This is a genomic window from Dethiosulfovibrio salsuginis (assembly GCF_900177735.1).
Lineage (GTDB): Bacteria > Synergistota > Synergistia > Synergistales > Dethiosulfovibrionaceae > Dethiosulfovibrio > Dethiosulfovibrio salsuginis.
The window spans coordinates 15748-42668 of sequence record NZ_FXBB01000023.1 but is presented as its reverse complement, the minus strand read 5'-3'; the positions used below and the strand labels follow the sequence as shown (position 1 = coordinate 42668).

Genomic DNA, 26921 nt, shown 5'->3' with positions numbered 1-26921 from the left:
TCTGTTTAGTATGACAAACGAGCGTTCTCCTCGATGTAGTATCAGGTTTTCCTCGTCTCTGTCCTGTTCAGGAAAGGCACAGAAGATACACCCCGACGGTTTGTCGGTGGACTGGATATAGGATATTCTCCACGGTGCAAATATGTCTTTCATCGATAAGTTCCACCTCTCTGTGTGGTTTATTTCCCGGAAAATACTTTAGGGTATCTCTAGAAACTCACCTTCGAGTCCACTCGGAGAGACCGTCCCGCCTACGCCCTGTTTCGCCCAATCGTATACTCGACCTGCCTGTTCCGTACGAACCGCCTCGGAGGGCACGTCCTGTGCCCCCCTCGGCTTGGGGCGACGTCCTGTCGCCCCATTCGTACTACACAACGGCATGTCGAGTATAGGGGCTCTGGGCTCCGTCGGAACGATCTCTCCGAGGATTAGAGTTTCTAGAGGTGCCTTTTAGGGAAACCTCTTGCCCCTTTTTTTCAGTATGTCCCTTATGGCCCATGTGCCGTGAAACCCTCCGATTAAAGTTCCCAGCATAGCTCCTGCGGAGGTTCCCCAACTAGGGCCGCCTTTAAGGGTTAGCTCTTTACCTATATAAAGGCCCATCAGTATGTACCCGCAAAACAGGAGTGCTATGGATATTATCTTCCCGAAGAGCAGCAGGTCCTGAATAGAGTCGCTTTTCATGGAGACAGGTTATTCCCCGGGAAATAACCTGTCTCCAGCCTGAGACAGTATTTCCCCTATTGCCTGGGCTTGTTCTTTCGTGAGCCCCGATATGGTTATGTTTACCTTCCCTCTGCTCTCTCTCTGAGCCACCTCGATTTTTCTGTCCCTAAAAGGTCTTCCCCAATCAGGGATCTGGGGTCTAGGTGGGGGTGTCTCCCTCTTTTCCGTCTTTAGATGCCTTTCTAGGTCCTTTACCGACCACTCCAGCTGTGCGCAGCGGGAGGCGATTTTGTCGATTTTGTCGTTGTCCTTGAGGGACAACAGCAGTCTGCCGTGGCCTTCGGATATGTGACCCTGTTCCAGGAGATCTCTGGAGAGAGGAGGCAGGTTCAGAAGCCTTATCTTATTTGCCACCGCCGATCTGCTCCAACCGACCTTTGCGGCGGCCTCCTCCTGCGTTAGGTTGAGTTTTTTTATCATTTCCTGTAGGGAGCTGGCGATCTCTAAAGGGGAGAGATCCTCCCGCTGGAGATTCTCTATAAGTGAGACCTCCAGTATCTCTTCATCTGTTCCGTGAAAGTATCTGACCGGTGCCTTTTCCAGTCCCGCCAGAGAAGCGGCTCTCCATCTTCTCTCTCCTGCCACTATGGTATTTTGGCCGTCCTTAACCTTGATGAGTATAGGCTGTATGATCCCGTGGTTTTGTATCGATTGGGCCAGCTCCTCCAGAGCCTCATGAGGGAATATCTTTCGAGGCTGATCGGGATTGGGGACGATCTCCGTCAGCAGTAGTTCCTCTGCTTCAACCTTACCTTGGGGAAGTAGAGCTCCTAAGCCCTTCCCTAAAGATCTTTTTTGACCCATTTCCTGTTCACCTCCTCAGCAAGGTCCCTGTAGGCCTGAGCGCCTTTGCAGTTTTCCTGATAATACCTTATAGGCTTCCCGTAGCTTGGGGCCTCCGACAACGCCACGTTTCTAGGTATTACGGCGTCAAAGACCTTGTCTCCGAAACTCTCCCTGACCTCCGCCACCACGTCGTTGGCCAGTCTGGTCCTGCTGTCGAACATTGTCATGACTATCCCATCCAGCTTGAGATCGGGGTTTAGATACTGTTTTACCAGTTCGATGGTCCTGACCAGCTGTCCCACTCCCTCAAGTGCGTAATACTCGCACTGGATCGGGACTATGGTTCGATTCGCCCCTACAAGGGCGTTTATGGTCAGTAGGCCCAGAGATGGAGGGCAGTCTATAATTGCTACGTCAAACCTGTCTTTGACGCCGTCAAGGGCGTTTTTCAGTCTCGATTCCCTGCTTATGGCGGAGGAGAGTTCCACCTCCGCTCCCGCGAGGTTTATGTTCGCCGGTATCAGCGATACCCCTTCCCAGGGGGTTTCCCTGACGATAGATTGAGCCTCTTTGCCATCTATCAGTATATCGTAGAGGCTTTCAGGGGAACCCTCTCTGTCCTGTCCCAACCCGCTGGAGCAGTTTCCCTGGGGGTCGGCGTCGACGACCAAGACTTTCTTCCCCATAGCTCCAAGCTCTGCCGCCAGGTTTACCGAGCTGGTGGTCTTGGCGACCCCTCCTTTTTGGTTTGTAACAGCGATAGTTATCATTTTTTATCCTCCCACCAAGGTGTTTTTTCCGCTTTTCCTGGCTTTCTAGGGAATCTATCGGGACATGGGCCTGTTTTTACCATAGAGATCAAAAAACCCTGTCTCTCTCCGTTGACGTAGCCCTGTATGTCCGGTTTCCCCAGAGCAAGGGTATCCCATCTTCCGCCTATTTTCTCCATCTCTTCCACGTATCCCGGTCCCTTTATGGCTAAGACCGTCCCTCCTACGGCCACCAGAGGCGAGAGGTATTCTGCGACGATACCTAACTCGCTGACCCCTCTGGCGGTGGCTAGGTCGAAAGACTCTCTCTCCGTTTTAGCTATCTCCTCCGATCTTCCCCAGAGAACCTGAACGTTTTTAAGCCCTAGTGCCTCGATGACAGATGCAAGGGCGTTGGTCTTTCTGCTCTGGCTATCGAGAAGAAATACCTCAAGGTCGGGCCTGCAAATAGCCCATGCGGCACCTGGAAGTCCTCCACCGGTCCCTACGTCGATAATCCTCCCTCTTTCAGGAAGTAGGGATAGGGCAAAGAGACAGTCCTGAATATGGTCACTCCATATAGTCTCTTTATCTTTAGGTCCTGTCAGCCTCACCTTCTCCGAGGACCAGTGGCTTAAGAGCTCGCAGTAAGCCCGTAGTCTGTCCTCCGTAGTTTGAGATATGTCTGGCAGTGTTAGTATTTTTTCATTTTTCATTTATCTAAAACCCCTCTCTTTTATCTATTTTTGACCTTTCTCAAGTATTCTTCTGAAAGCCCAGCCGGCAAACCCAAGGCCAGTGGACTGACGATAAAAACAGACTATGTCCAGTTTTTTAACCGAAAGCCCCTCCATAGGTATGGATACCAGGTTTCCCGATTGGAGGTCCTCTTTTACCGATCCTCTGTTTATAAAAGCCAGGCCTGCCCCTGCTTTTACCAGAGCTCTGGCCACGTCTCGGCTGTTCACGAAAGTCCCTCTATGTTGATCTATTCTCTGCTCCATCAAATACTCTTGGATAAAAGGGCATAGAGAGCAATCCTTTTCGTAAAGTATCAGGTGTTCGTCGTTTAGCTTGGACGGGGTTATCCCCGGACCGCCTCTCCACGGATGATCTGCCGGGGCCACCAGGAGGATGTCGTCTTGACCTATCACGAAAGTCTTAAGGTCTTTATCGTTAAAGGTCCTGGCGTTACCTTCCAGTATGGCTATCTCTATTTCGCCTTGTCGCAGCATTTTGTGTATGTCAGGGTCGTTACCGGTCTGTAAGGTCATCGCGACGTCCGGGTGTATTGAGCGAAAGGCCGCCACGAAAGGGGGGATAACCGAGGTGCCTACGTAGGTGGATACGCCCAGATCCAGCCTGCCGTACCTCATGGCCTGCATCTCCCTGAATCTGGCGGGAATAGCCTCGGACCTTTTGAGCACGTCCAGAGCCAGGGTGTAGAGGGCGTTCCCCTCAGGGGTCAGGGAGAGCCTTCTGCCTCTTCGGTTAAACAGAGATACGTCGTACTCTTTTTCCAACGTAGAGATATGCTGGCTTACCGATGGTTGGGAAAGATATAGCTTTTCCGCCGCTCTGGTGAAAGATCCCTCCTCAACCAGCACGCAGAAGGTTTTTAGCTGATGAAGCAAGGTCATCCTGTATCCTCTCCTCCGTGTTTGCCTTTGTCAGATAGGCTTTTTTCATCATACTATATCACTTTATATAGGCTTGGCTTATATATAGGGTGAACTGATGGAAACTATAAAATTTATCCCGTTGATCATAATTATTCTCGGTGTATGCTTGATCAGGAGGTGGCCGTCATGGATGTTTCTAGACGAGACGACCTGATACAGCTGTGTCAGGAACTTATAAGACACCCCAGCCCTTCCGGGGAAGAAGGGGCTATAGCTCGTTTTGTCCACTCCGCGATGATCACCTTAGGTTACGAGGACGTCTACGTGGACGGTTACGGCAGCGTCGTAGGCACCATCGATTTTGGAGGATCAGGTCCAACCCTTTTGATGGAGTCACAGATGGATCACGCCGAGGTCGGAGACGTTGGAGAGTGGCGAAACTATCCCTTTGGAGGCATGATCGACAGAGGCAGGATATACGGAAGAGGGGCCACCGACCAGAAAGGCATTTTGGCCGCTATGGTCACCGCCCTCGCCTGGCTAAAACAGTGCCCTCCTGAGGGGATCGAAGGGAAGGCGGTTATGGCCGCTATGGTCCATCAGGAGACCTTCGAGAGGGCGGCCTCCAAGCTGGTCGCCGAGAGGATAAGGCCCGATAGGGTTATCTCCGGCGAGCCGTCGGAGTTGACGGTGGAGAGGGGACAGAGAGGTCGTGCGTCCATAGTCCTGGAGACCTCCGGCCGTATGGAGCACAGTTCTATGGGGGACAGAAGCTCCGCGGAGTTTATGATTGCTCTGGTCTCGGAGATAGGGCGGCGGTTTTCCCCGAAGGAAAGCCCTTTTTTCGGAAAAGGGGCCCTGACCCTAACAAGCCTTCACTCCTATCCTCTGGACGCCAGAACCACCATGCCGGTGAGGTGCTGTGCCACCTTTGACAGACGAATCCTGCCGGGAGAGACAGGAGAAGGGGTTCTGGAGGAGATAAGGTCCATTCTGAGGGCCGTAAATACCCCACCAGATCTGGAGTTTAAGGTCTTCATGGACAGAGGGGACGGTCATTGCTACACCGGTGCCATGATCGGTTCCGAGGGGTTTGCCCCTGCCTGGCAGATAGATCAGGATCACCCCTTTATATCCACCGTCCTGGATGGAGTCAAGGCCTGTGGTCTGAACGCCGTTCTTTCCAACAGATCGGGCTTTGGGACAAACGGGTGTATATACGGCGGAGAGATGGGAATACCTACAATAGTGTTCGGTCCCTCGAGGAGGGAGCTTGCCCACGTGGTGGACGAGTATATAGATGTAGATCAACTGGTTATGGGATGTGAATGTTATCGAGCGATAGCTGAAAAAATCCTGACCCGAAAGGAGGAGTTCCGTTATGGGGAAGGCTACTGAGCTTAAATGCTCCCTCTGCGGAAAGATATACGATCCCGATTCTAACGTAATGACCTGCGACGATTGTGGGATAGACGGGACGATGCACGTGTTGTACGACTACGAGGAGGTAAAAAAACAGCTTCCAATGGAGTCTCTGGCCGCCGATCCCGACCGTTCTCTGTGGAGGTATCTCCCTCTTCTCCCTGTGTCCGATATGGCCGCTATACCGTCCCTCCAGGTGGGGTGGACCCCTCTCTACGATAGTCCATCTTTGGCAGACCGATATGAGGTAGGACGGGTCACGATAAAAGACGACGGCAGAAATCCCACCGCCTCCTATAAGGACAGGGCCAGCGCTGTGGCGGTGGCCATGGCGAAAGAGCTAGGTCGAGATGTGGTGGCCTGCGCCTCTACCGGCAACGCCGCCAGCTCTTTGGCGGGATTTGCTGCGGTCGGTGGGCTGAGCAGCGTTATTTTCGTCCCCGAATCCGCCCCTGAGGCCAAGGTCACCCAGCTTCTGGTGTACGGTGCCCAGGTTTATCTGGTTAAGGGAGACTACGAGCAGACGGTAAACCTGGCTATAGAGGCCATAGAGGCCAACGGTTGGTATAACCGAAACTGCGCCATAAACCCCTATCTCGTCGAGGGCAAAAAGACCTGTGCCATAGAGATAGCGGAACAGCTGGGCTGGCAGGTACCGGACAGGGTTATCACGTCGGTAGGCGACGGCTGTATTATCAGCAGCCTCTACAAAGGCTTCTGGGATCTTCTCCAGATCGGCCTCATAGATCGTATGCCTAAAATCACCGGTGTTCAGGCCGAGGGAGCCTGCCCGATCCACAGGGCCATAGAGTCCGGTGCTAAAAGGGTAACCTTCCAACCAGCGGACACCGTGGCGGATAGCATCTCCGTTGGAGCTCCCAGAAACTGGGCCAAGGCCCTGAACGCCGTGAGGTCCAGCGACGGGACCACCGTGACCGTATCGGACAGGGAGATACTGGAGGCTATGACCGAGCTAGCCAGAACCACCGGAGTTTTCGCCGAACCTGCGGGAGTCACGGCCTTCGCCGGGTTTAAGAGAATGGCCCAGGATGGTCTTTTGGACCGTCAGGAGACCGTGGCTATCGTGGTTACCGGAAACGGCCTGAAGGACATAGTCAGCGCTAAAAAAGCGGTAGGCCTTCCTACCGTCGTCGAGCCAAATATCGACTCGTTCAGAGCGGTTAGAGCTTAAAAATACTTAAAGGGAGTGTTTTTGAATATGGCATACAATTTGATCGATCTGACGGTTCATCAGGACAAGCTGAAAAACGCGATTGACAGGGCCAGGGAAAAAGGCATAGTTATCCCCACCTTCGCCCAGATGAAGGACCCCTCTAAAATCCCTGCGGAAATTCAGGAGAAGCTCAAGTCCGTCGGCCTCTGGGACATCGACCCTCTAAACCTGTTCAGGATCACATGGAAGAACGAGCCGGTCAAGGAGGGGGGGCTTTACAGCGGAGTCAACTACATAGAGATTCCCCAGTCTATCTCCGGTGTGAAGGCCCGCATACTTGCGCTGGTGGGAAAGTGGTTCCCCACCGGAGCTCACAAGGTAGGAGCCACCTTCGGCTGTCTCGCCCCAAGGCTCGTGACGGGACAGTTCGACCCTATAAACCAGAAGGCAGTATGGCCCTCGACGGGCAACTACTGTAGAGGAGGGGCCTACAACGCCCAGCTTCTGGGATGCGAGTCCATCGCTATCCTCCCAGAGGGAATGAGCAAAGAGAGGTTCGAGTGGCTAAAGAAGGTGGCAGGGGAGGTCATAGCCACTCCCGGATCGGAGAGCAACGTAAAGGAGATCTTCGATAAGACCTGGGAGCTGAGAAACACCAGGGATAACGTGGTCATATTCAACCAGTTCGAGGAGATGGGCAACTACCTGTGGCACTACCAGGTTACCGGTGACGCCATAGAGGAGATGCTCAAGGATGCAATGAAAGAGGACGACCGTTACTTCGGATGTGCCTTCACGACAGGATCGGCGGGGACCATCGGCTGTGGCGACTACCTCAAAAAGCTGTACCCCTCCAGCGTTATCGCCGCCTCCGAGGCCCTTCAGTGCCCGACTCTTCTCTGGAACGGATGGGGAGCTCACAGGATAGAGGGCATCGGCGACAAGCACGTGCCTTGGGTACACAACGTCAGGAACACCGACATGATCGTAGACGTGGACGACAACGACTCTATGGCCTGGATCAGGCTATTCAACGAGCCAGCAGGCAAAGAATACCTCAAGAAGCAGGGCGTTTCCGAGGATCTGGTGGAGCAGCTCGATCTGGTCGGTATATCCGGCGCAGCCAACATAATCTCCTGCATAAAGATGGCCAAATACTACGAGCTCACAGAGAAGGACGTGCTGGTCACAGTGCTCACCGACTCTATGGAGCTGTACAACTCCCGTCTCACCGAGATGGAGGAGGAGTTCGGCCCCTACGGAGAGATGGACGCCGCCATCGACTACCACCAGCACGCCATGGGCCTCTCGGTGGACTACATGCAGGAGCTCTCCTACAGGGACAGAAAGAGGGTACACGACCTCAAGTACTACACCTGGATCGAGCAGCAGGGCAAAACGATGGAGGAGCTGGACGCCCAGTGGTACGACGCCGACCGCTACTGGGGCGAGATAAGGGATATGGCGGACAAAATAGACGAAAAGATAGAGGAGTTCAACGATAAGGTTGGCCTCGTAAAATAGATCAGTAAAGATCAGCCACTACGCCCTCTTTTAGCTTCTCCGAAAGAGGGCGTATATCGAAAAAATTAAGAAGGTATTGTTTTGTTTGACGTCGTATTCAACGGTGCTTTTATCGTGGACGGCCTTGGCTCCGATCCATTTCGTGCCGATGTGGCGATTCTGGGTGGTGAGATAGCGGCCATAGGCCATGATCTTGGCTCCTCCAGGGAGATTGTCGACATAGATGGTCTGCATCTGGTCCCTGGATTCGTCGACATCCACGGACACTCGGAGCTCCGGGCCATGGTGGACCCTGGGCTCTACCCTAAGCTCCTTCAGGGCTACACTACCGAGCTGGGGGGCAACTGCGGGGTGGGACTTGCCCCGGTTCGCCACGAAGGAAGGGTCGATCTGGCCAAAGAGGTATCAGGGATACTGGGCCTTGGGCCCCAGGACTGGCCTTGGAGCTCCTTTCCCGAGCTGCTGGACCATCTGGGCTCTATGAACTTCGGTCTTGACCTGGGACTTTTAGTTCCTCATGGCCCCCTCAGGCGTTTCGTTATGGGAGAGAGGTCATGTCAGTCGGCCACGGCGGAGGACCTATCCCAGATGGCTATGTTGCTCGATCAGGCCATAGAGGCCGGGGCATTTGGCCTCTCCACAGGGCTTTTTTATGACCCCTGTTGCTACTGCGACGGCAGGGAGCTCGAGGCCCTTTTCTCCGTGGTTGCGGCCCGAGGAGGGCTGGTCTCGGTTCATCAGCGTAGCGAGGGCGACGGTATTCTCGATTCCCTTGAGGAGATCCTGTCTCCCGCCGAGAGGACCGGAGCCAGGCTACAGATATCCCACCTCAAGATAGGGGGTAGACGAAACGCTCACAAGTTGGAGGCGGTGTTGGGCAGAATAGGATCGGCGGTCGACTCTGGGGTGGACGTCGCCTTCGACCAATATCCCTACTCAGCTGGCTCCACGTCTCTGTACAGCCTGTTGCCCCCTAGATGGATGGGCTTAGATTTTAGCCTGCTAAGGCGATCTCTCTGTGATAAAGTAGATAGATCCATCATAAAGGAGGAGATGGAGAACCCGGATGGCTGGGACGGTGTACACTCTCTGGTCGGTTGGGGCGGCATCTACCTGACCTCCGCTCAGAGGGAGGAACATCGGCCATACCTGGGTAAAAGCTTGGAGGAGATAGGCAGGATGAGGGGAGAGGATCCCTTCGACTCGTTCTTTTATCTCCTGTCTGAGGAGGGGAAGGCGTTGACCATGATTGACTTTATCACCTCCGACGAAATGGTGGAGGGGATCATGGCTCACCCGCTCCAGATGTTCGGGACCGACGGCCTTTACTCTCCCTGCCCTCACCCCAGGACCTTCGGCTGTTCCTACAGGGTCCTTGGGGATTACGTGAAGGGAGGAAAACTCTCCCTGCCGGAGGCGGTGAACAAGCTGTCCTCGAGGCCAGCGACCAGGATGGGTCTTTCCGACAGAGGAACTATCCAGGTCGGCAAAAAGGCGGACCTGGTTGCCCTGGACATGGATGCCATGGCTAACATGGCTGACTACGGCCATCCCGACAGGATCGGGGAGGGCATACCTTTCGTCTGGGTAGGTGGAAAGCTGTCGGTCAGGGACAAGACGGTCGTCGGACTGGGAGGGCGGTTGCTAAGGAGGTGATATTTTGGAATCTCTAAAAACACATTCCTCGGAGAGACCGTTCCGCCTGCGCCCTTGTCTCGCCCGGGCGTATACTCGACCTGCCTGTTCCGTACGAACCGCCTCGGAGGGCACGTCCTGTGCCCCCTCGGCTTGAGGCGACGTCCTGTCGCCCCATTCGTACTACACAACGGCAGGTCGAGTATACGGGCTCGAAGGGGCTTCGTCGGAACGGTCTCTCCGAGGAGACTGGAGCGTGCTTTTTTAGAGATTCCTATTGTGTTCCCCTGTGGTTCTCCAGAGTACAGTTAGAGAAATTCACCTATAAAAGGAGGAATATGAGAATGAACCGTAAAACTATGATCGTAGCGATGGCACTGGTGTTTGCCCTTACGACCTCCGCCATGGCGGGGCCGAAGGTGCTTAAACTGGCTCACCTGAACCCACAACAGCCCTTCGAGAACGCCACAGGAGCCATGGCGGCGGTGTTCAAGAGCATGGTCGAGGCCGGCACCAACGGATCGGTCCAGGTCACCCTTTTCCCAGCTGGGCAGCTGGGAAACGAGAGGGAGACCATGGAGCAGGTCAAGATCGGCGTGGTCCAGAGCTATATATCCTCCGCCGGTGGAATGGCCCCCTTCTATCCCCTCTACGGTGTGCTGGACATACCCTTCGCCGTCCCTAACTATGCCGTGGCATGGAAGGTCTTCGACGGCTCCTTCGGCGACTACCTTAAAGAGGACATCCGTCAGGCTACGGGCTTCAGGGTGCTGGGATTCGGCGAGGCCGGCGGCTTCTTCCAGCTCTCCAACAGCAAAAGACCCATCGAGACCGTGGACGACATGAAGGGGCTTAAGATGAGGACAATGACCCTTCCGACCCACCAGAACCTCATGAAGACCTACGGTGCCGCCGCCACCCCCATAGCCTGGGCTGAGGTCTACACCGCCCTCCAGACCGGCGTTGCTGACGGACAGCACAACCCCCTTCCCATAGTGCTCCTTGGGAAGCTCTTCGAGGTTCAGAAGTACCTCACCCTCACCAACCACATCTACAGCACCTATTGCTGGGTTATGAACGACGAGTTCTGGAACGACCTCACCGACAACGAGAAGGACGTCGTAAACTCCTCCGCCATGACCGCCATAGTGGCTGGCCGTGGGCTCAACAGGATAATAGAGGGGTCGGACAAAGGCCTTCCCACCATCATAGAGAAGGGAATGAAGGTCAACACCCCGACACCTGAGGCTATGGAGAAGTTCAGGGCGATGGGCAAAGACTCCGCCATGGCCTTCATAAAGGAGAACTTCGGAGACAAGGGCATCGAGATAGCGGACCTCTACCTCAAGGCCATCGACGAGGCTGTGGCAGAGATAAACCCGGTCAACTAGTCCTCAAGGGGACGGGCTTATGACCGACGGAAAGAAGAGCGCAGGCCAGGGGATCTTCTCCCTGGCCCAGCGCCTAGGTGACGGGTTGGAGCGTTTTTTAGAGATACCGGTACTAATTCTATCGGTGGTCATGACCGTATCGGTGCTGGCGGGGGTGTTTTTTTGCTACGTACTGAGGTCTCCCCTGGGATGGAGCGAGGAATTTTCCAGATACGTGATGATATGGATGGCCCTGCTATCGGTGGGGCTCTGTATATGGAGACAGGAGCACGTCGGTGTCACCATGTTTATAAAAAAGCTCCCAAGGCTTTTGGCTAAACTCGTGGTTTTCGCCTCAAACTGTCTGATAATGTACTTCCTCTACGTTCTGGTGGTTTACGGATTCAGGATGGCCGAGAGGGGAAAGTACCAGATCGCGACCGGGTTGAACACCACCATGGAGTGGTGGCTCATGGCGGTACCGGTAAGCGCTTTGGTGTGTATGGTCATGCTGGGCTGCAAGATGGTCCTGGACGTCCGCAGAAAGAACTTAGACGACATACTGATGTCCGAGGAGCTGGTGGACGCCGTCAAGAGAGAGGAAGGCCTCGACTTCTGATCGAGGCGAAGGGGGATTTTATATGACCGGATTTTTGGGAGCGACCTTCGCCATACTCATAGTCGTCGGGATGCCCATAGGCTTTGTCCTCGGAGTGGCTGCTCTGTTGGGAATGGAGCAGATGGGGGGAGGGGCCATTTTAAACCTGGTCCCTCAAAGATACTTCGCAGGGGTGGATATGTTCACTCTGATGGCTATGCCCTTTTTTATCCTCGCAGGGGAGATAATGAACAAGACGGGCATAACCCAGAGGTTGGTTAAATTCAGCAATATATTGGTTGGGCACCTACAGGGAGGTCTGGCCCACGCCAACATAGTGGCCTCCATCTTCTTCGCAGGAATCACCGGGGCGGCTGTCAGCGACACCGCAGCCATAGGCTCTATGCTCATACCGGCCATGGTGGACGAGGGATACGATAAAGACTTCTCCGCAGCTATAACCGCCGCTTCATCTATCATAGGTCCCACCATACCGCCGTCGAACATAATGGTCATATACGGGGCCTTCATGCAGGTTTCCATCGCGGGGCTCTTCATGACGGGGCTGGTGCCGGGACTTCTCCTCGGAGTGGCCCTTATGATAATGACCGCTCGGATATCGAAAAAAAGAGGTTACCCCGTAGGAGAGAAGAGGGCGACCTTTAAAGAGATGGTCATAGGGCTGAAAGACGCCACCGTGGCTCTTCTGATGCCCCTTATCATCCTAGGGGGGATCCTCTCGGGGATGTTTACCCCCACAGAGGCGGCGGCTGTAGCAGTCGCCTACGCCATGGTTCTCGGCTTCTTTGTGTACAGGAACCTCACCCTCAAAGAGCTTCTGCCTATATTCCTGAAGATGGCCCGCACCACGGGAGTGGTGTTCTTGGTGATAGCGGCGGCCTCCATACTGGGATGGGTCCTGACCATGGAGCAGATACCTATGAAGGTGGCAAACTTCATGCTCAGCATCAGCGATAACCGCTACATAATCATGGGATTAATTCTGGTTATGCTTATGGTGGTGGGGATGTTTATGGATATCGCTGCGGCCCTCATAATACTCGGGCCCATCCTTCACCCTCTGGCGGTGCAGTTAGGGTACCATCCCCTTCACTTCGGGATAATCATGGTGCTGGCACTGAACATAGCCCTCATGACCCCTCCGGTGGGAGCCTGTCTCTTCGTGGCCTGTGGCATAAGCAAGCTGAGTCTTGAGCAGATAAGCAAGGAGATATGGCCCTTTATTATCGTCGAGGTGATGGTGCTTCTGCTCATTACCTTCGTTCCCGCCATCCCTCTCGCCCTTCCAAAGGCGATGGGGCTTTTAGGTTGATTTTACTTTAAAAAAGGAGATGTATTGTGCGATGAAAATCCCTTTTGAGCAGGTTCTGGCAAAGGCGGAGGAGTACAAAGAGGACATGACCCGCTTCCTCAGGGACATGATAGCCATCCCCAGCGAGAGCTGCGAGGAGGAGGGCGTCATAAACAGGATCAAGGAGGAGATGGAGAAGGTCGGATTCGACAAGGTCGAGATAGACCCGATGGGCAACGTCCTGGGCTACGTCGGACACGGCAAACACCTTATCGCTATGGACGCCCACATCGACACAGTCGGCATAGGGGAGATAAAGAACTGGGAGTTCGACCCCTATAAAGGCATGGAGGAAGGGGACGTCATAGGGGGAAGGGGCGCCAGCGACCAGGAGGGCGGCATGGCGGCCATGGTCTACGCCGGAAAGATCATCAAGGACCTGGGCCTGGAGGACGACTACACACTTTTGGTCACAGGAACGGTCCAGGAGGAGGACTGCGACGGCCTCTGCTGGCAGTACATTATCGAGGAGGACGGTATCCGCCCCGAGTTCGTCGTCAGCACCGAGCCCACAAGCTGCCGGATCTACCGTGGTCAGAGGGGCAGGATGGAGATAAAGGTGGAGACCAAGGGCATAAGCTGTCACGGCTCCGCCCCTGAGAGAGGGGAGAACGCCATATACAAAATGGCCCCCATCATCACCGAGCTCAGGGCCCTCCACGAGAACCTTGGGGACGACGAGTTCCTGGGCAAGGGAAGCCTGACCATATCACAGATCTTCCATAAATCGCCCTCTCGTTGCGCTGTGGCCGACGGATGCACCATCTCCATCGACCGTCGGCTCACCTGGGGAGAGACCTGGGAGGGAGCCCTCCAGGAGGTCAGAAACCTCCCGGCGGTCAAGGAGGGAAAGGCGGAGGTGTCTCTCTATACCTACGAGAGGCCGTCATGGACCGGCCTGGTCTACCCCACCGACTGCTACTTCCCTGCCTGGAAGGTCGAGGAGGACCATCCGGCCTGTCAGGCCCTTATAGAGAGCTACCGCCATCTGTTCGACAAGGAGCCTGTCGTGGACAAGTGGACCTTCTCCACCAACGGGGTCTCCATAATGGGCAGACACGGCATTCCGGTCATAGGCTTTGGCCCGGGCAACGAGGAGGAGGCCCACGCCCCCAACGAGAAGACCTGGAAGAGCCACCTTGTCACCTGTGCCGCCATGTACGCCGTCATCCCTGGGCTGTACGTAGAAGGGCAGAAATAGGCTAGTCTCCGACCGCTTTGTGGTGGACTCTCGGAGAGATCGTTCCGCCTACGCCCTGGCCCAACCGTATGCTCGACCTGCCTGTTCCGTACGAACCGCCTCGGAGGGCACGTCCTGTGCCCCCTCGGCTTGGGGCGACGTCTTGTTGCCACATTCGTACTACACAACGGCATGTCGAGTATACGGGCTCTGGGCTCCGTCGGAACGGTCTCTCCGAGGATGAGCGTTTTTAGAGGTTTTTATTTTTAGACTAAATTATATGGATTGAAAGGGGTTTTTTAAAGATGAACAGCGTATTCCGCGGCAGAGACTTTATCACCCTGGACGAGTGGACCAAGGAGGAGATAGATACTCTTCTCGAGGTCTCCAAGGACCTCAAAAGGGACTTCGCCATGAACAAGCCCACTCCCTACCTGCCCTACCAGACGGTATTCCTGATGTTCTTCGAGCAGTCCACCAGGACCAGAAACTCCATGGAGGCGGGCATCACCCAGCTCGGCGGTCACGCTCACTTCCTGGACACCAGCACCATGCAGGTGTCCCACGGTGAGGTCGCCAAGGACACCGCCGTCATACTCTCCAGGATGGGCCACGCCATAGCCTGCCGTAACTGCTTCTGGGGTATAGGAAACGCCTATCTCCGGGATATGGCCAAACACTCTGCCGTGCCGATCCTCAACCTCCAGGACGATCTCTATCACCCGATGCAGGGCCTGGCGGACCTGATGACCATCCAGGAGAAGAGGGGCGGAAACCTGAAAAACCTCAAGGTCTCCATCATATGGGCCTACGCGACGACCCATAAGAAACCTATCTCGGTGCCTCTGACGCAGAGCCTTCTGTTCCCCCGTTACGGCATGGACGTGACTTTGGCCTACCCCGAGGGATACGACCTTCCCGAGTGGGTCATAGAGAAGGCCAAGAAGTACGCCGACCACACCGGCGGCTCCTTCAGGATCACCCACGACCAGGAGGAGGCCTACAAGGACGCCGACGTGGTCATCCCGAAGAACTGGGGATCCTGGGTCAAGAACCCCAGCACCGATGTGGTGGACGCTGGCCTCGAGGCCAACAAGGGCTGGAAGTGTACCGCCGATCGGTTCGCTCTGGCGGACAGGGACTGTATGTACATGCACGCCCTTCCGGCGGACCGCAAGAACGAGGTCGAGGACTGCGTCATAGACGGCCCTAACTCCATAATCTACGACGAGGCCGAGAACAGGCTCCACACCGCCAAGGCGGTCATGGCTCTGACCATGGGCGGCAGAGGAAGATAGATTTAAAGAGCATATCTAAAAACTCTGCTTTGAGTCCCCTCGGAGAGACCGTTCCGCCTACGCCCTGTCTCGCCCAATCGTATACTCGACCTGCCTGTTCCGTACGAACCGCCTCGGAGGGCACGTCCTGTGCCCCCTCGGCTTGGGGCGACGTCCTGTCGCCCCATTCGACTACACGACGGCAGGTCGAGTATACGGGCTCGAATGGGCTCCGTCGGAACGATCTCTCCGAGGGTCAGAGTTTTTAGCGATGTTTTCAATTTAAGCTTAAGGGGAGGGGGGCTTGCCCGTCTCCCCTGGCCCCGTTTTTTCAAATCGAAGGAGGGAAAAAGATGAACACGAAGAAAGCGTTTGTATCGTTGGTGCTAGCGGCATGTGTGGCTCTTATCGGTGTGGTCCCAGGTATGGCGTCGGACAAAAAACCAGGTGACTACAAAATCGTTCTGGTGCTCCCTGGTCCCATAAACGACCAGAGTTGGAACGCCACAAACTACGCAGGGCTTCTGGCCTGCAACGAAAAGCTGGGAACATCCATGGAATACGTCGAGAACGTACAGGCGAGCGATTACGAGTCGACCTTCAGAAACTACGCCGAGAGAGGTTACGACCTCATAATGGCGGCGGGAACCCAGTTCGACGAGGCCGCCAACAGGGTCGCCTCCAAATACCCTGACAGCGTTTTCTGCGTGGTCAACGGGATGGTCTCCAACGGACCTAACGTCCGTCCCGTCCTCCCCAAGGAATACGAGGCCAGCTACCTGGCTGGGATAATAGCCGGGTTCACCACAAAGACCGGAAAAATAGGGATGGTTGGAGGATTCCCCAACAAGCTTATGGTCCGCCTCATGAACACCTACGAGTACGGTGTCAGGATAGGTAGCCCCGAGGTCTCCGCTAACAGGGCCTACGCCAACTCCTGGAGCGATGTGGCCCTTGGCAAGCAGATGGCCACCTCCATGATAGACAAGGGAGCGGACGTCCTTTTCTTCTACGCCAACCAGGTCGGCCTGGGAGCCATACAGGCAGCCAAGGAGAAGGGAGTCAAGTTCGTCGGCTTCGCCAGCAACCAAAACGACATAGCCAAGGGCACGGTGGTGGCCAGCGTTTACTTCGACTTCGCCGCCATGTACACCTGGACTCTCGAGAAGTTCATGGAAGGAACCCTTGCCCCTGAGGTCAACGGAGCGGGAGTCGCCGAGGGCATCGTCAAGGTCGCCTACACCGACCAGGTCTCCGAGGAGGTCAGAGGATACGTGAAGCAGGCCGAGGAGGCCATCTCCAACGGCAACGTGCTTTACTTCGCCTCTCAGTTCCCTGAGTCTCTGGATTAACGTTACCGGCCGGGACGGGCTCGCCCTCTCCCGGCCTTTTTTGTAGGTGGAGGAGGGCTTTACATGAAAGGACAGGAACCTGACGGGGTTCCAGCGGTGGAGCTGAAGGGGATAACCAAGTACTTCCCCGGGACCGTGGCGAACGAGGACGTGCATATATCGGTGAAAAAGGGGGAGGTGCTGGCTCTTTTAGGGGAGAACGGAGCCGGAAAGACCACCCTGATGAGGATACTGTACGGCATGTACCGGCAGGATCAGGGGAAGATCCTGGTGGACGGCTCATCGGTGAGGATAGATTCCCCTCAGGACGCCATGGCTCTGGGGATAGGCATGATACACCAGCATTTCAGCCTGGTGCCGGTCCATTCGGTGGCGGAGAACGTCGTCCTAGGGCTAGGATCCTCTATGGATCGTCTCGATCTGGAGAGGGTCTCCTCGGAGCTGAGGGAGCTAGGTTCGCGGTACGGCCTTGAGGTCGACCCCTACGGCAAGGTGGGACAGCTTCCTGTGGGGATGCAGCAGAGGGTGGAGATAGTAAAGGCCCTCTACAGGAAGGCCAGAATACTCATAATGGACGAGCCTACGGCGGTCTTGACCCCTCAGGAGACCGAGAGGCTCGGCGAGTTCGTCAGGGAGTTCACCTCCCAGGGCAACTCGGTGATCCTCATAACCCATAAGCTGGGGGAGGTCATGGCCATGGCCGACTCGGTCACCGTGATGAGGGCGGGAAAGGTCGTAGGATCGGTGTCGACCGCCGAATCCAGCGAGAGGGAGCTGGCGAGGATGATGGTCGGAAGGGACCTTGAGCTGGTGTCCGGCCACAGGGAGGGCCTTCCCGGGGAGCCGGTGCTTTCGGTGCTGGACCTCACTGTGAAGGACGACAGGGGCTCTATCGCCCTGAACGGACTTTCTCTGACAGTTGGCAGAGGGGAGATATTCGGCATAGCGGGGGTAAGCGGAAACGGACAGCAGGAGCTCGCTGAGGCCATCTGCGGCCTGAGGGCCCCGGTTGATGGATCTATAACCCTCAACGGCAGGGATATCACCGGCCTATCGGTGAAGGAAATAATTGCCTCCGGCGTCGGCTACATACCGGCGGATAGACATAAAGACGGTCTGGTCCTGGATATGTCGGTGGAGGAGAACTTTATACTCAAAAACAGCGGCGACAGGCCTTATTTCAGGTCCGGCGTGATGGACGGCGGCTCCATAGGGGAACACGGAGCGGCCCTTGTGGGCAGGTTCTCCATAAAGGCTCCGTCCCCATCCACAAAGGCGAAGGCCCTCTCCGGCGGAAACCAGCAGAAGGTGGTCATAGCCAGGGAGATCGGCCTTGGATCCAGCCTTTTGGTTGCCGTCCAGCCCATAAGGGGACTGGACCTAGGGGCGGCGGACTACGTCCACTCGGTCCTGATGGAGGAGAGGTCCAAGGGAAAGGCCATTCTTCTCATATCGACGGAGCTTTCGGAGGTACTGACCCTTTCCGACCGAGTAGGGGTCATATACGGTGGGAGAATACTGGACGTCCTGGACCGGAGTGACATGGACGTGGACAGAATAGGCCTTCTGATGGCAGGGGTGGAGGAGGTTCATCATGGCTGATCGTAAGGGTGCGGCCCTTGGGGCGGTGGCCTGGCCCATATTGTCTGTGGCGGTGGGGCTGGCGGCGAGCGGCCTGATGATGACCCTGCTGGGGGCCAACCCCCTATCGGTCTACGGAAAGATCCTATCCATGGCTTTCAGGGACGAATACAACGTGGCGGACATATTCGCCAAGGCGACCCCTTTGATACTCACCGGGCTGGCCTTCGGCTTCGCCTTCAGGGCCAACCTGTTCAACATAGGGGCCCAAGGTCAGTTCTACCTGGGGTCCGTGGCCGCCGCCTGGGTAGCCATCTCCATGGGGGACAGCTCGCCTCTGGTGGTCCTACCTCTGTGCGCCCTGGGTGCCGCCTTGATGGGATGCCTGTGGGCCTCTTTGGTTGGCTTAGCCAAGGCCAGGTTCAACGCAAACGAGTTCCTGATCAGCATGATGTCCACCTACGTGGCGCTGGCGATCATGAACTATCTATTGAGAGGCCCTCTCAGGGAGGTCAAGGGCGAATACCCTCAGACCGACGTTATCGCCGACGCCGGTTGGATACCGGCCCTTATCCCGAAAACCAGGCTGCATTGGGGCTTCGTCCTGGCACTGGCGGCGGCGCTCCTGGCCTGGTTTATCCTCTGGAGGACCTCTTTGGGTTACAGGATCAGGGCCGTCGGCATGAACCGGGACGCCGCTAGATACGCTGGCATAAACTCCGGCGGCATCTTCGTGGCGGTTTTCGCCATAAGCGGCGCCTTTGCGGGCCTGGCCGGGTTCACCGAGGTCAACGGTATGCAGCACATGCTCGTCCAGGGTTTCAGCCCCATGATAGGGGCCGAGGGCATCGGCATAGCCATACTGGGCAACGCCCATCCCCTGGGGATCGTCCTCGCCTCGATCCTTTTCGGGGCCCTTCAGGTGGGAGGGAACCTGGCGGTCCAGACCTCCGGGGTTCCATCCAGCATAATAGGGATCATGGAGGGATTTGTCATGCTCTCTGTGATACTGTCCTACGCAGCTCAGTCAGCCCTCTCCGCTGCCGCCAGCAAAAGGGCTCTCAAGAAAGGGGGAGATCGGAGATGATGGTCATCACCGGGCTTATAGCCGGAGCCTTACAGATGAGCACGCCGCTGCTCCTCGGCGGACTGGCGGAGGTCTACGCCGAACGGACCGGGGTGATGGTCATAGCTATAGAGGGGATCTTCCTGCTGGGGGCCTGGAGCGGTTTCGTGGTGGCCTACTCAAGCGGAAGTATCCTCCTGGGCCTTGTCGCCGCCATGGCGGTCGGGGTCGCAGTTGCGGCGGTCTACGGCCTTTTCACCGTCAGGCTGAAGCAACACCAGATAGTCACAGGGACGGCGCTGAACATCCTCGCGGCGGGGCTTGGCATATACCTCTACAGGGTGATCTTCGGAGTTCCCCTCCTGCCTCTGACTTTGGAGCCCATAAGGCCCATGGCCATTCCCCTGCTGTCCTCCATACCGGTGCTGGGCAAGGCTCTGTTCACCCAAAGCCCTCTGACCTACCTCGCCTGGGCTTTGATACCTCTGGGGTACTGGGTTCTCTATAAAACTCAGCTCGGCCTGATCCTCCGCTCCACCGGCGAGAACCCCGAGGCGGTTGAGGCTGCGGGGATCGACGTGGACAAGGTTCGGTTCAGGACACTGCTGGTGGCAGGGGCCGTCGACGGTCTGGCTGGAGCCTTCTACTCCCTGGCCTTTCTGGGGATGTACACCAACGATATTATCGGTGGACGGGGATGGATAGCCTTCGCCATATGTTTCCTGGGCAACTGGAATCCTATGGGGGTCTTCGTGGGAGCCATGGTCTTCGGCCTAGCCGACGCCGTGGCGATCCAGCTTCAGACCTCCGGCATAACCTTGGTCCCGAACGAGTTCCTTATAGCCATACCCTATATCCTGACCATAGTGGCGACGGTGGCCAGGAGCAACTTCAACGTCCCCGCCACGCTGGGCGTCCCTTACGAAAAAGAGCGGCGATAATATCAAAAATCATAAACTCAACTTCCCACGGAGGTGATTTTTAGTGTATGATCTTGTGGTCAAAGATGGTATGATAATAACCGCTTCAGGGCCGTTATTTGCGGATATAGCCCTGGAAAACGGCAAAATAGCCGCCTTAGGTAAAAAGCTCAAAGGACGGCAGGAGCTGAACGCTCAAGGGCTTATGGTTCTCCCTGGCGTCGTCGACGCCCACGTCCACCTTGATCTCCCGGTCCGGGGGGATCGCTCCAGCGACGACTTTTTATCCGGTACCGGTGCGGCCCTGGCCGGAGGGGTTACCACGGTGGTGGACTTCACAGTAGGAAGCCACGAAACCGCACTGGTTGAGGACCTAGAGTCTCGCCTGGAGACCGCCCGTCCCGCCGTCGCCGACTACAGCTTCCACTGCGAGGTCATAGGATGGCGTCCCGGCAAAGAGGAGCAGATCGCCCAGGCTGTGGAACGGGGAATCACCAGCTTCAAGTTCTTCACCGCCTACGGCGACTCAGGCAGGAGGTCCGACGGAGGAACCCTGTTCAGGTGCTTCTCGAAGATAGCCGAACTCGGGGCTGTGGCGGTGGTCCACGCCGAGGACGACGAGCTTATAAGGGTACTCACGTCGGAGCTGTCGGAGGAGCAGAAGGGGTCCATGAGGGCCCTAGCCAGGACCAGGCCCGACACCTGCGAGGGGGCCGCCATAGATCAGGTGGCCTTCTACGGCGAGGCCACAGGGGCGTCGGTCCACGTGGTCCACGTCAGCTCTGGCCTTGGGGCGAGCCGTATAGACCTGGCCCGGAGGCGAGGAGTGGATATAACCGGCGAGACCTGTCCACAGTACCTTTTCCTCACCGACGAGGTCTACGACCGGCCCGACGGACACCTTTACTCCGCCAGTCCGGCGCTGAGGTCGAACCGGGACCGTCAGGCCCTCTGGAGCTTACTGAGCTCAGGGGTGCTGGACTTCGTCGCCACAGACCACTGTCCCTTCACCAGGGCCCAGAAGACGTGGAAAGGGTCTTTCTCCGACCTGCCCTACGGCCTCCCAGGGGTCGAGCTTCTGTTGCCGCTGGTATATCAGGGGGTCCTGAAGGGCCTCATACCGGTGGAGCATCTGCCCCTCATAACGTCCCAGGCTCCGGCGGACCGTTACGGTCTGACCGGAAAGGGCAGGATAGTCCCGGGATACGACGGTGACTTAGTCATCTTCGACCCGTCGGCAAAGTGGACGGTGAGGGCGGAGGATCTGCACATGAACGTCGATTTCTCCCCCTACGAGGGCATGGAGATCCAGGGCAAGGTCCTGACCACTATATCCAGAGGAGAGGTGGTCTTCGGGAACGGAGCTCTGTGCTGCGACCCCGGGAGAGGCAGATTTATACCTAGAAAACCGAGACCGACGGCTCCACAGAGCCGAGGCACATAAAAATTAAATTCAACTTTGAACGGAGGATGTCCAATGAGCAAGAGAGTCGTAGTAGCCCTAGGAGGCAACGCCATACTTCAAAGAGGCCAGAAGGGAACGGAGCAGGACCAGAGGACCAGCGTCGCAAGCACAGTAGCCCAGATAGTGAAGATGATAGACGCTGGTTACGAGGTGGTCTTGACCCACGGCAACGGCCCCCAGGTAGGAGCTATCCTGATCCAGCAGGAGGCGGGCAAGGACAAGGTCCCCGCCATGCCGATGGACGTGTGTGGCGCCGAGAGCCAGGGCTTCATAGGATATCTTTTCGTTCAGGAGTTTAAAAAGGCCCTCATAGCCCACGGAATAGCCAAAGAGCCCCTCTGCCTGGTGACCCAGGTCGAGGTTTCCTCGGAGGATCCGGCCTTCGCCAACCCCACCAAGCCAGTGGGCCCCTTCTACGACGAGGCGACCGCCAAGGCCAGGATGGAGTCCTCCGGTGAGAGCTGGGTCGAGGACTCTGGCAGGGGCTGGAGGCGTGTCGTTCCCTCTCCCAAGCCTATCAACATAGTGGAGCGTCAGGCGATTCAGGAGCTCGCTGACCGTGGCTACGTGGTCGTGGCCTCCGGTGGCGGCGGTATCCCTGTTGTCAAAGAGGCCGACGGAAGCTACAGAGGGGTCGAGGCGGTAATAGACAAGGACCTGGCCGGAGAGCTTCTGGCCCAACAGGTGAAGGCCGACCTTTTCATGATCCTTACCGACGTTCCGAAGGTCGCACTGAACTACGGCAAGCCCGAGGAGAAGTGGCTGGGCAAGGTGGATCTGGACGAGATGAAGGGCTACCAGGCGGAGGGTCACTTCAAGGCCGGTTCCATGGGGCCCAAGGTCGCAGCGGCCATGGCCTTTGTCGAGAACGGCGGATCCCGGGCGATCATAGCTAGCCTGGACCAGGCTCTTGAGGCCCTTGAGGGCACCGAGGGAACCCAGATAGTAAAGTAGAGCCATACAAAAAGGCCCCGGGACTGGAGCTATCCAGCCACCCGGGGCCTTTTGTGTAGGGGCTGTTCCAGAAAAGGTTTTTCTGGATATACTGGAGAGGTCGGGCTTTTCCTCCGTCGATTTTATGGGAAGGACAGGGATGTGCAGCTCTCCCAGGACCGAGGGGGCCCTATTTAGAGCCATAAAAAAACGAAAGGCTGGTGTTTAAGATGCTGTATCGTCCTGTGAGAAGAAAAGACCGAGAGGTCTCGGACCTGTCCTGGATGGAGTCGGTGCTGGACAGGGCTCTTGCCTGTCACCTGTCCCTTTTCGACGGAGAGTGGCCCTACGTGATTCCCCTGACCTTCGGCTACGAGCCGGGCCATATCTACTTCCACTCCGCTAAGGAGGGCAAGAAGATCGACATAATTCGCTCCAATCCAAAGGCGTCCTTCTGCGTCGAAGTCGACGCGGTGCCCTTCCCCAACCCTAAAGGGAGGAGCGGTCTGCTCCTCCCCTATAAAAGCGTCGTAGGCTACGGCCATGTCTCGGTTGTCCCCGACGACGAAGAGGACCGAAAAAGGCACGGCCTGGCGGTCCTGGCGGCTCACTACTGCCGTCAGGGCGTGGACATCCCTCGGCCCAGAGCCCTGCTGGACAAAGTCGCCGTTTTGGACCTTGAGATAGTCCACATGACGGGCAAGCAGAAAGGGCCTTTTATCGAGAGATAGGCCCTATTTCTCCACGAAAAGATCGGTGAAACGGAACTCCACCGTGTCCACCAGCCCCCTGTTGGTGAGCCTGAGCTCGGGCAGACAGGCAAGGGGCAGCAGGGCCATGGTCATGAAAGGCGAATGGAGGTCGCACCCCAGGTCCTTCCAGGCCCGGTCCAGCGCCGCTACCGACGCCGCCACGGTCTTGGCCGGCTCCTCGCTCATGAGCCCAGCAACAGGCAGGGGCAACAGGGCCAGGACCTTGCCGTCCTTTACGGCGATCATGCCGCCTCCTGCCTCGGCCAGGGCGTTGGCCGCCAGGACCATGTCGTCGTCGTTGGTCCCGACCACCATCAGGTTGTGGGCGTCGTGGGCCACGGTGGAGCCGACCGCTCCACCCTTGAGGCCGAAGCCCGTCACGAAGCCCAGTCCCCTGGTCCCGGTGGCCTTGTGACGCTCGAACACGGCGATCTTAGCCACGTCCTTATCCAGTGATGCCGGGACGGCGCCGTCCACCACCGAAAGCTCTATCTCCCGGGAGTAGGTCCCAACGTGGGCCTCTATTATCTCCATGACCCTGGCTGTGACGGAGGTAGCACCCTCAGGGGCCACCACTTTGAGGTCTTCCTTGGTGACTGGGCCAGCCAGCCTGACGGATTTTTTGGCGAAATCGGGAACCGTGGATCTTTCGATGGGGACGACCATATCGCCCTTCTCGGCGACCAAGACCCCGTTGTATATCACCTTATGGACCGAAACCCGGGACAGGTCCGACAGCAACACCATGTCGGCGAACTTCCCAGGGGAGATGCTCCCTATCTCGTCGGCCTTGCCGAAATACTGGGCGGTGTTTATGGTCACCATCTGGATGGCCCTGATGGGGTCCAGTCCCTCCTCTATGGCCCGGCGGACGATGTGGTCCAGGTGTCCCAGGGACAAAAGGGTGTCAGGGTGGGCGTCGTCGCAGACCAAAAGGGCGAAACGGGTGTCTATACGGCTCTCGGTGACGCTCCTGATCGTCTCTTTAACGTCGTGCCACGCCGAGCCCTCCCTCATCATGGCGTACATCCCAAGGCGCATCCGAGCCAAGGCGTCCTCCTTGCTGACCGACTCGTGGCAGGAACTGACCCCCGAGGCCACGTAGCCGTTGAGACCTCTGTCCAGGTCAGGCATGGAATAGTGTCCCGTGACGGGCTTGCCGGAGCGCAGCGTGGCGGCTATCTCACCGTGTGCGTGGTCGCTTCCCATAAGAACCCCTGGAAAGTTCATTAGCTCCCCGAGACCGGCGATGCCGTCCCAGGTCATGGCTTCGGCCACCTCTGCCGGGCCGAACTCGGCGCCCGAATCCTCGAAGCCCGGCACGGCTGGAACGCAGGATGGCATTGTGGCCCACACGTTCATCGGGACGTCCTTTCCGTCCTCGACCATAAGCTTGACTCCCTCCATGCCCAGGACGTTGGCTATCTCGTGGGGATCCATGAAGATGCCCGTCGTCCCGTGGGGAACCACCGTCCTGGCGTACTCCCTGACGGTTATCATGCTGCTCTCCACGTGGATATGGCCGTCGAGAAATCCCGGAGCTAAAACCATGCCCTCGCCGTCCACCACGGTGGTCTTCTCGCCGACGGTGTGGCTGGCGTCGCCTACGTAGGCTATATGGCCCGACTTGACCGCCACGTCCATCTTGTCCTGGATCTCCCCTGTGTTGACGTTAAGGAGCCGGGCGTTTTTCACCACCAGATCGGCGGGCAAAGTCCCCTGTGCCACGGCTACAAGCTCCTTGCTCACCTGATGGAGCGGCAGTCTTGCGTAATTTACCTTATCGCTCATATAAAATCCCTCCTTCGTGAGGCTACTGGCCTCTTCTAGTTGAGAGTGTACCAAAAAACGTGGTGGACCTCACCGAGGAGGGTAAACCACCGAGAAGGTCTCGCATATGACCGGGGTTTCCTCGTGGAACTTGAGCCCCACCGATTCGAGCTCTCTGGTGAAAAATCGCCTGTGCACCTCCCGCCAAAATTCCAGGGAGCGGTCTCCCTCTCCTTCCGTGGCGGCGAACTGGGCGGTGACCTCGCGGAAAGGGACTATCTCTATCGCCTCGGTCCTTATTATGCACTTGGCGACACCCTCCCAGTCGGTGATGACCGAGAATCCCCCGACCTTGGGGATCTCTTCCCCGCCCTCCTCCATTGCCTCCAGAGAGGACGCTGTTGCCCTCTTAACTCCGTCCAAAACCAGCTGGGCCAGCTCGTCGGCGTCTGCCTCGTTGTCGCAGAAGTACCAGGACTCGTAGGCCGGGGCCTCGGTCTCCGATATGCCCTCCTGGTTCATATAATTTAACCATATTTCACGTACAGATGGATGTGTTTGAGTCATATTCTAAAGCCCTCCTATCTTGGTTTGATGGCACAGCGACCATCCCGGTTCTTGCGATAGGGCTGTGATGTAGGGGCCTCCTTTGTATATGGAGTCCTTTTTCGAGTTGGATATTTCCAGTATGGTCCTCTTTATTTGAAGTATTGATTTATAGTTTTAGCGTGGCTAAATCGGTGATGCCTGACCGATCAAACATTATCATTACAGAAAAGCCTGCGGTAGCTCTCTCTTTGATATATTGCTCCGGATTTTCTATCTTATCGATTTTTTTACCGTTGATTTCAATGATCCGATCTCCCTTTTGTAGCCCAGCCTTTTCAGCCAGGCTACCTTCTTTTACCTCGCTGATTACGTTGCTTTCCAGTGATAAGCCCACATTTGGAGCGGGTTTTTCATTTGCAAAGCCTGGATGTTCGCTTTCTCCCCCTGATGCCAAGTATTTTTCGAGCCCTTTGTCGAAATCTAGGTTTAGTTTAAAGTTATAGTAAAGGTCTTTTCCTTCGCCGTCAGTTAGGCATAGGATCAAGCCTAAACTTTGACCTGAATATTTTCTGGCGAACTTGTGGTATTCCTTTGATTTTTTACCGCGTATGTCGACAATAACCCCAAACAAGTTCCTTGACACTGGATAATCTAATATCATTTTGTAGTCGTTATTATTTTGCCAAAAACCATGTGGGTAGATATCTATTTGGGCGCTAGTATGAGGTGGAATCATCGTGTCGGGAACGTCTCTTGTCATGTCGATGACGAGCGTTTGACCGGGAACTACTTTGTGGGAATTTCCGTTTACGTCTATAAAAGCAGATTTTCGCCAAGAGACAAACATTATATTGTCGGTTGGGTTAGATATTTTGCTATAGACGCAAAACCAACTCAATCTGCACTGAAGAGCCATTGTTTCATCGTGAAAATTATTTGTGTATATAATATCTTCTCCATGTGGTTGAATAATCATTTCTTGAACAGAGAGATCGACCTTGTTCATCGCTATCGCTATAGTCGAAAAAACAAGGATTAAACTCAAAGCAAGGGTGATTTTTTTCATCTTAAAACCCCTCCTGATATATAGATTTAAGT

General features: G+C 56.2%; 24 protein-coding genes. 16 read left to right on the top strand and 8 right to left on the bottom strand.

Translation table 11 applies throughout. The features are described from left to right. Positions 1 to 450: 450 nt before the first annotated feature. Genes B9Y55_RS08965 through B9Y55_RS08945 form a run of 5 tightly spaced genes read right to left on the bottom strand, consistent with a single transcriptional unit; the run spans position 451 to position 3901 of the window. The gene (locus B9Y55_RS08965) at positions 451 to 684 is read right to left on the bottom strand and encodes a hypothetical protein (protein WP_085545021.1); all 234 of its coding nucleotides are present in this window, start codon (positions 682 to 684) and stop codon (positions 451 to 453) included. 9 nt (positions 685 to 693) lie between these two features. Continuing rightward, positions 694 to 1530: a ParB/RepB/Spo0J family partition protein gene (locus tag B9Y55_RS08960; protein WP_085545020.1), complete on the bottom strand. Its 837-nt coding sequence runs from the start codon at positions 1528 to 1530 to the stop codon at positions 694 to 696. Next, positions 1509 to 2282: a ParA family protein gene (locus tag B9Y55_RS08955; RefSeq protein ID WP_085545019.1), complete on the bottom strand. Its 774-nt coding sequence runs from the start codon at positions 2280 to 2282 to the stop codon at positions 1509 to 1511. The genes B9Y55_RS08960 and B9Y55_RS08955 overlap by 22 nt, the downstream gene beginning before the upstream one ends. Further along, positions 2279 to 2977 (bottom strand): 16S rRNA (guanine(527)-N(7))-methyltransferase RsmG, encoded by a 699-nt coding sequence (gene rsmG, locus B9Y55_RS08950; RefSeq protein WP_085545018.1) that lies wholly within the window; start codon positions 2975 to 2977, stop codon positions 2279 to 2281. Before rsmG ends, B9Y55_RS08955 begins: the two co-directional genes overlap by 4 nt. Before the next feature lie 24 nt (positions 2978 to 3001). After that, positions 3002 to 3901: a LysR family transcriptional regulator gene (locus B9Y55_RS08945; protein WP_085545017.1), complete on the bottom strand. Its 900-nt coding sequence runs from the start codon at positions 3899 to 3901 to the stop codon at positions 3002 to 3004. A gap of 168 nt (positions 3902 to 4069) precedes the next feature. Here B9Y55_RS08945 and B9Y55_RS08940 point away from each other — a divergent pair, with 168 nt between their 5' ends. The 16 genes from B9Y55_RS08940 to B9Y55_RS08865 all read left to right on the top strand — a co-directional run bounded on the left by B9Y55_RS08940 (position 4070) and on the right by B9Y55_RS08865 (position 23483). Next, positions 4070 to 5281, top strand: coding sequence for a M20/M25/M40 family metallo-hydrolase (locus B9Y55_RS08940; protein WP_085545016.1), 1212 nt, complete (start codon positions 4070 to 4072; stop codon positions 5279 to 5281). Further along, positions 5265 to 6497, top strand: a complete 1233-nt coding sequence (locus B9Y55_RS08935) for a threonine synthase (protein ID WP_085545015.1) — start codon at positions 5265 to 5267, stop codon at positions 6495 to 6497. The genes B9Y55_RS08940 and B9Y55_RS08935 overlap by 17 nt, the downstream gene beginning before the upstream one ends. A gap of 27 nt (positions 6498 to 6524) precedes the next feature. Then, complete coding sequence (locus tag B9Y55_RS08930) at positions 6525 to 8003, top strand: pyridoxal-phosphate dependent enzyme (RefSeq protein ID WP_085545014.1); 1479 nt, start codon at positions 6525 to 6527, stop codon at positions 8001 to 8003. Positions 8004 to 8084: 81 nt separating this feature from the next. Then, complete coding sequence (locus tag B9Y55_RS08925) at positions 8085 to 9659, top strand: N-acyl-D-amino-acid deacylase family protein (protein WP_085545013.1); 1575 nt, start codon at positions 8085 to 8087, stop codon at positions 9657 to 9659. Between the two features lie 323 nt (positions 9660 to 9982). Continuing rightward, on the top strand, positions 9983 to 11029 hold the full coding sequence (locus tag B9Y55_RS08920) for a TRAP transporter substrate-binding protein (protein ID WP_085545012.1): 1047 nt from the start codon (positions 9983 to 9985) through the stop codon (positions 11027 to 11029). A gap of 19 nt (positions 11030 to 11048) precedes the next feature. After that, positions 11049 to 11627 carry a TRAP transporter small permease gene (locus tag B9Y55_RS08915; protein ID WP_085545011.1) on the top strand — a complete coding sequence of 193 codons (579 nt, stop codon included), beginning with the start codon at positions 11049 to 11051 and terminating at the stop codon, positions 11625 to 11627. A gap of 22 nt (positions 11628 to 11649) precedes the next feature. After that, complete coding sequence (locus B9Y55_RS08910; RefSeq protein ID WP_085545010.1) at positions 11650 to 12939, top strand: TRAP transporter large permease; 1290 nt, start codon at positions 11650 to 11652, stop codon at positions 12937 to 12939. Positions 12940 to 12970: 31 nt separating this feature from the next. Then, positions 12971 to 14179, top strand: coding sequence for a YgeY family selenium metabolism-linked hydrolase (locus B9Y55_RS08905; RefSeq protein WP_085545009.1), 1209 nt, complete (start codon positions 12971 to 12973; stop codon positions 14177 to 14179). A 284-nt stretch (positions 14180 to 14463) separates the two neighbouring features. Continuing rightward, complete coding sequence (locus B9Y55_RS08900; protein ID WP_085545008.1) at positions 14464 to 15456, top strand: ornithine carbamoyltransferase; 993 nt, start codon at positions 14464 to 14466, stop codon at positions 15454 to 15456. Positions 15457 to 15788: 332 nt separating this feature from the next. Next, positions 15789 to 16787 carry a BMP family protein gene (locus tag B9Y55_RS08895; protein ID WP_085545007.1) on the top strand — a complete coding sequence of 333 codons (999 nt, stop codon included), beginning with the start codon at positions 15789 to 15791 and terminating at the stop codon, positions 16785 to 16787. 63 nt (positions 16788 to 16850) lie between these two features. Then, the gene (locus B9Y55_RS08890; RefSeq protein ID WP_085545006.1) at positions 16851 to 18389 is read left to right on the top strand and encodes an ABC transporter ATP-binding protein; all 1539 of its coding nucleotides are present in this window, start codon (positions 16851 to 16853) and stop codon (positions 18387 to 18389) included. After that, complete coding sequence (locus B9Y55_RS08885; protein ID WP_085545005.1) at positions 18382 to 19455, top strand: ABC transporter permease; 1074 nt, start codon at positions 18382 to 18384, stop codon at positions 19453 to 19455. Before B9Y55_RS08890 ends, B9Y55_RS08885 begins: the two co-directional genes overlap by 8 nt. Then, positions 19452 to 20375, top strand: a complete 924-nt coding sequence (locus tag B9Y55_RS08880) for an ABC transporter permease (protein ID WP_234986191.1) — start codon at positions 19452 to 19454, stop codon at positions 20373 to 20375. The genes B9Y55_RS08885 and B9Y55_RS08880 overlap by 4 nt, the downstream gene beginning before the upstream one ends. A 55-nt stretch (positions 20376 to 20430) precedes the next feature. Further along, positions 20431 to 21798 (top strand): amidohydrolase family protein, encoded by a 1368-nt coding sequence (locus tag B9Y55_RS08875; RefSeq protein ID WP_234986190.1) that lies wholly within the window; start codon positions 20431 to 20433, stop codon positions 21796 to 21798. Positions 21799 to 21831: 33 nt separating this feature from the next. After that, positions 21832 to 22773: a carbamate kinase gene (gene arcC / locus B9Y55_RS08870; RefSeq protein WP_085545003.1), complete on the top strand. Its 942-nt coding sequence runs from the start codon at positions 21832 to 21834 to the stop codon at positions 22771 to 22773. A gap of 209 nt (positions 22774 to 22982) precedes the next feature. Next, the gene (locus tag B9Y55_RS08865; RefSeq protein WP_234986192.1) at positions 22983 to 23483 is read left to right on the top strand and encodes a pyridoxamine 5'-phosphate oxidase family protein; all 501 of its coding nucleotides are present in this window, start codon (positions 22983 to 22985) and stop codon (positions 23481 to 23483) included. Positions 23484 to 23486: 3 nt separating this feature from the next. Here B9Y55_RS08865 and ade read toward each other — a convergent pair whose 3' ends face one another. From ade to B9Y55_RS08850, 3 genes are all read right to left on the bottom strand, one after another. After that, complete coding sequence (gene ade, locus B9Y55_RS08860) at positions 23487 to 25295, bottom strand: adenine deaminase (RefSeq protein ID WP_085545001.1); 1809 nt, start codon at positions 25293 to 25295, stop codon at positions 23487 to 23489. A gap of 69 nt (positions 25296 to 25364) precedes the next feature. After that, positions 25365 to 25841 (bottom strand): ASCH domain-containing protein, encoded by a 477-nt coding sequence (locus tag B9Y55_RS08855; RefSeq protein WP_085545000.1) that lies wholly within the window; start codon positions 25839 to 25841, stop codon positions 25365 to 25367. Between the two features lie 148 nt (positions 25842 to 25989). Beyond that, a complete protein-coding gene (locus B9Y55_RS08850) occupies positions 25990 to 26889 on the bottom strand; it encodes a PDZ domain-containing protein (RefSeq protein WP_085544999.1) in 900 nt (299 codons plus the stop codon). Between the last annotated feature and the right edge of the window lie 32 nt (positions 26890 to 26921).

Bases quoted from the DNA above. Each gene is read 5' to 3' on its own strand.
- B9Y55_RS08965 (WP_085545021.1), bottom strand. From the start codon at position 684: ATGAAAAGCGACTCTATTCAGGACCTGCTGCTCTTCGGGAAGATAATA.
- B9Y55_RS08960 (WP_085545020.1), bottom strand. From the start codon at position 1,530: ATGGGTCAAAAAAGATCTTTAGGGAAGGGCTTAGGAGCTCTACTTCCC.
- B9Y55_RS08955 (WP_085545019.1), bottom strand. From the start codon at position 2,282: ATGATAACTATCGCTGTTACAAACCAAAAAGGAGGGGTCGCCAAGACC.
- rsmG (WP_085545018.1), bottom strand. From the start codon at position 2,977: ATGAAAAATGAAAAAATACTAACACTGCCAGACATATCTCAAACTACG.
- B9Y55_RS08945 (WP_085545017.1), bottom strand. From the start codon at position 3,901: ATGACCTTGCTTCATCAGCTAAAAACCTTCTGCGTGCTGGTTGAGGAG.
- B9Y55_RS08940 (WP_085545016.1), top strand. From the start codon at position 4,070: ATGGATGTTTCTAGACGAGACGACCTGATACAGCTGTGTCAGGAACTT.
- B9Y55_RS08935 (WP_085545015.1), top strand. From the start codon at position 5,265: ATGGGGAAGGCTACTGAGCTTAAATGCTCCCTCTGCGGAAAGATATAC.
- B9Y55_RS08930 (WP_085545014.1), top strand. From the start codon at position 6,525: ATGGCATACAATTTGATCGATCTGACGGTTCATCAGGACAAGCTGAAA.
- B9Y55_RS08920 (WP_085545012.1), top strand. From the start codon at position 9,983: ATGAACCGTAAAACTATGATCGTAGCGATGGCACTGGTGTTTGCCCTT.
- B9Y55_RS08915 (WP_085545011.1), top strand. From the start codon at position 11,049: ATGACCGACGGAAAGAAGAGCGCAGGCCAGGGGATCTTCTCCCTGGCC.
- B9Y55_RS08910 (WP_085545010.1), top strand. From the start codon at position 11,650: ATGACCGGATTTTTGGGAGCGACCTTCGCCATACTCATAGTCGTCGGG.
- B9Y55_RS08905 (WP_085545009.1), top strand. From the start codon at position 12,971: ATGAAAATCCCTTTTGAGCAGGTTCTGGCAAAGGCGGAGGAGTACAAA.
- B9Y55_RS08900 (WP_085545008.1), top strand. From the start codon at position 14,464: ATGAACAGCGTATTCCGCGGCAGAGACTTTATCACCCTGGACGAGTGG.
- B9Y55_RS08895 (WP_085545007.1), top strand. From the start codon at position 15,789: ATGAACACGAAGAAAGCGTTTGTATCGTTGGTGCTAGCGGCATGTGTG.
- B9Y55_RS08890 (WP_085545006.1), top strand. From the start codon at position 16,851: ATGAAAGGACAGGAACCTGACGGGGTTCCAGCGGTGGAGCTGAAGGGG.
- B9Y55_RS08885 (WP_085545005.1), top strand. From the start codon at position 18,382: ATGGCTGATCGTAAGGGTGCGGCCCTTGGGGCGGTGGCCTGGCCCATA.
- B9Y55_RS08880 (WP_234986191.1), top strand. From the start codon at position 19,452: ATGATGGTCATCACCGGGCTTATAGCCGGAGCCTTACAGATGAGCACG.
- arcC (WP_085545003.1), top strand. From the start codon at position 21,832: ATGAGCAAGAGAGTCGTAGTAGCCCTAGGAGGCAACGCCATACTTCAA.
- B9Y55_RS08865 (WP_234986192.1), top strand. From the start codon at position 22,983: ATGCTGTATCGTCCTGTGAGAAGAAAAGACCGAGAGGTCTCGGACCTG.
- ade (WP_085545001.1), bottom strand. From the start codon at position 25,295: ATGAGCGATAAGGTAAATTACGCAAGACTGCCGCTCCATCAGGTGAGC.
- B9Y55_RS08855 (WP_085545000.1), bottom strand. From the start codon at position 25,841: ATGACTCAAACACATCCATCTGTACGTGAAATATGGTTAAATTATATG.
- B9Y55_RS08850 (WP_085544999.1), bottom strand. From the start codon at position 26,889: ATGAAAAAAATCACCCTTGCTTTGAGTTTAATCCTTGTTTTTTCGACT.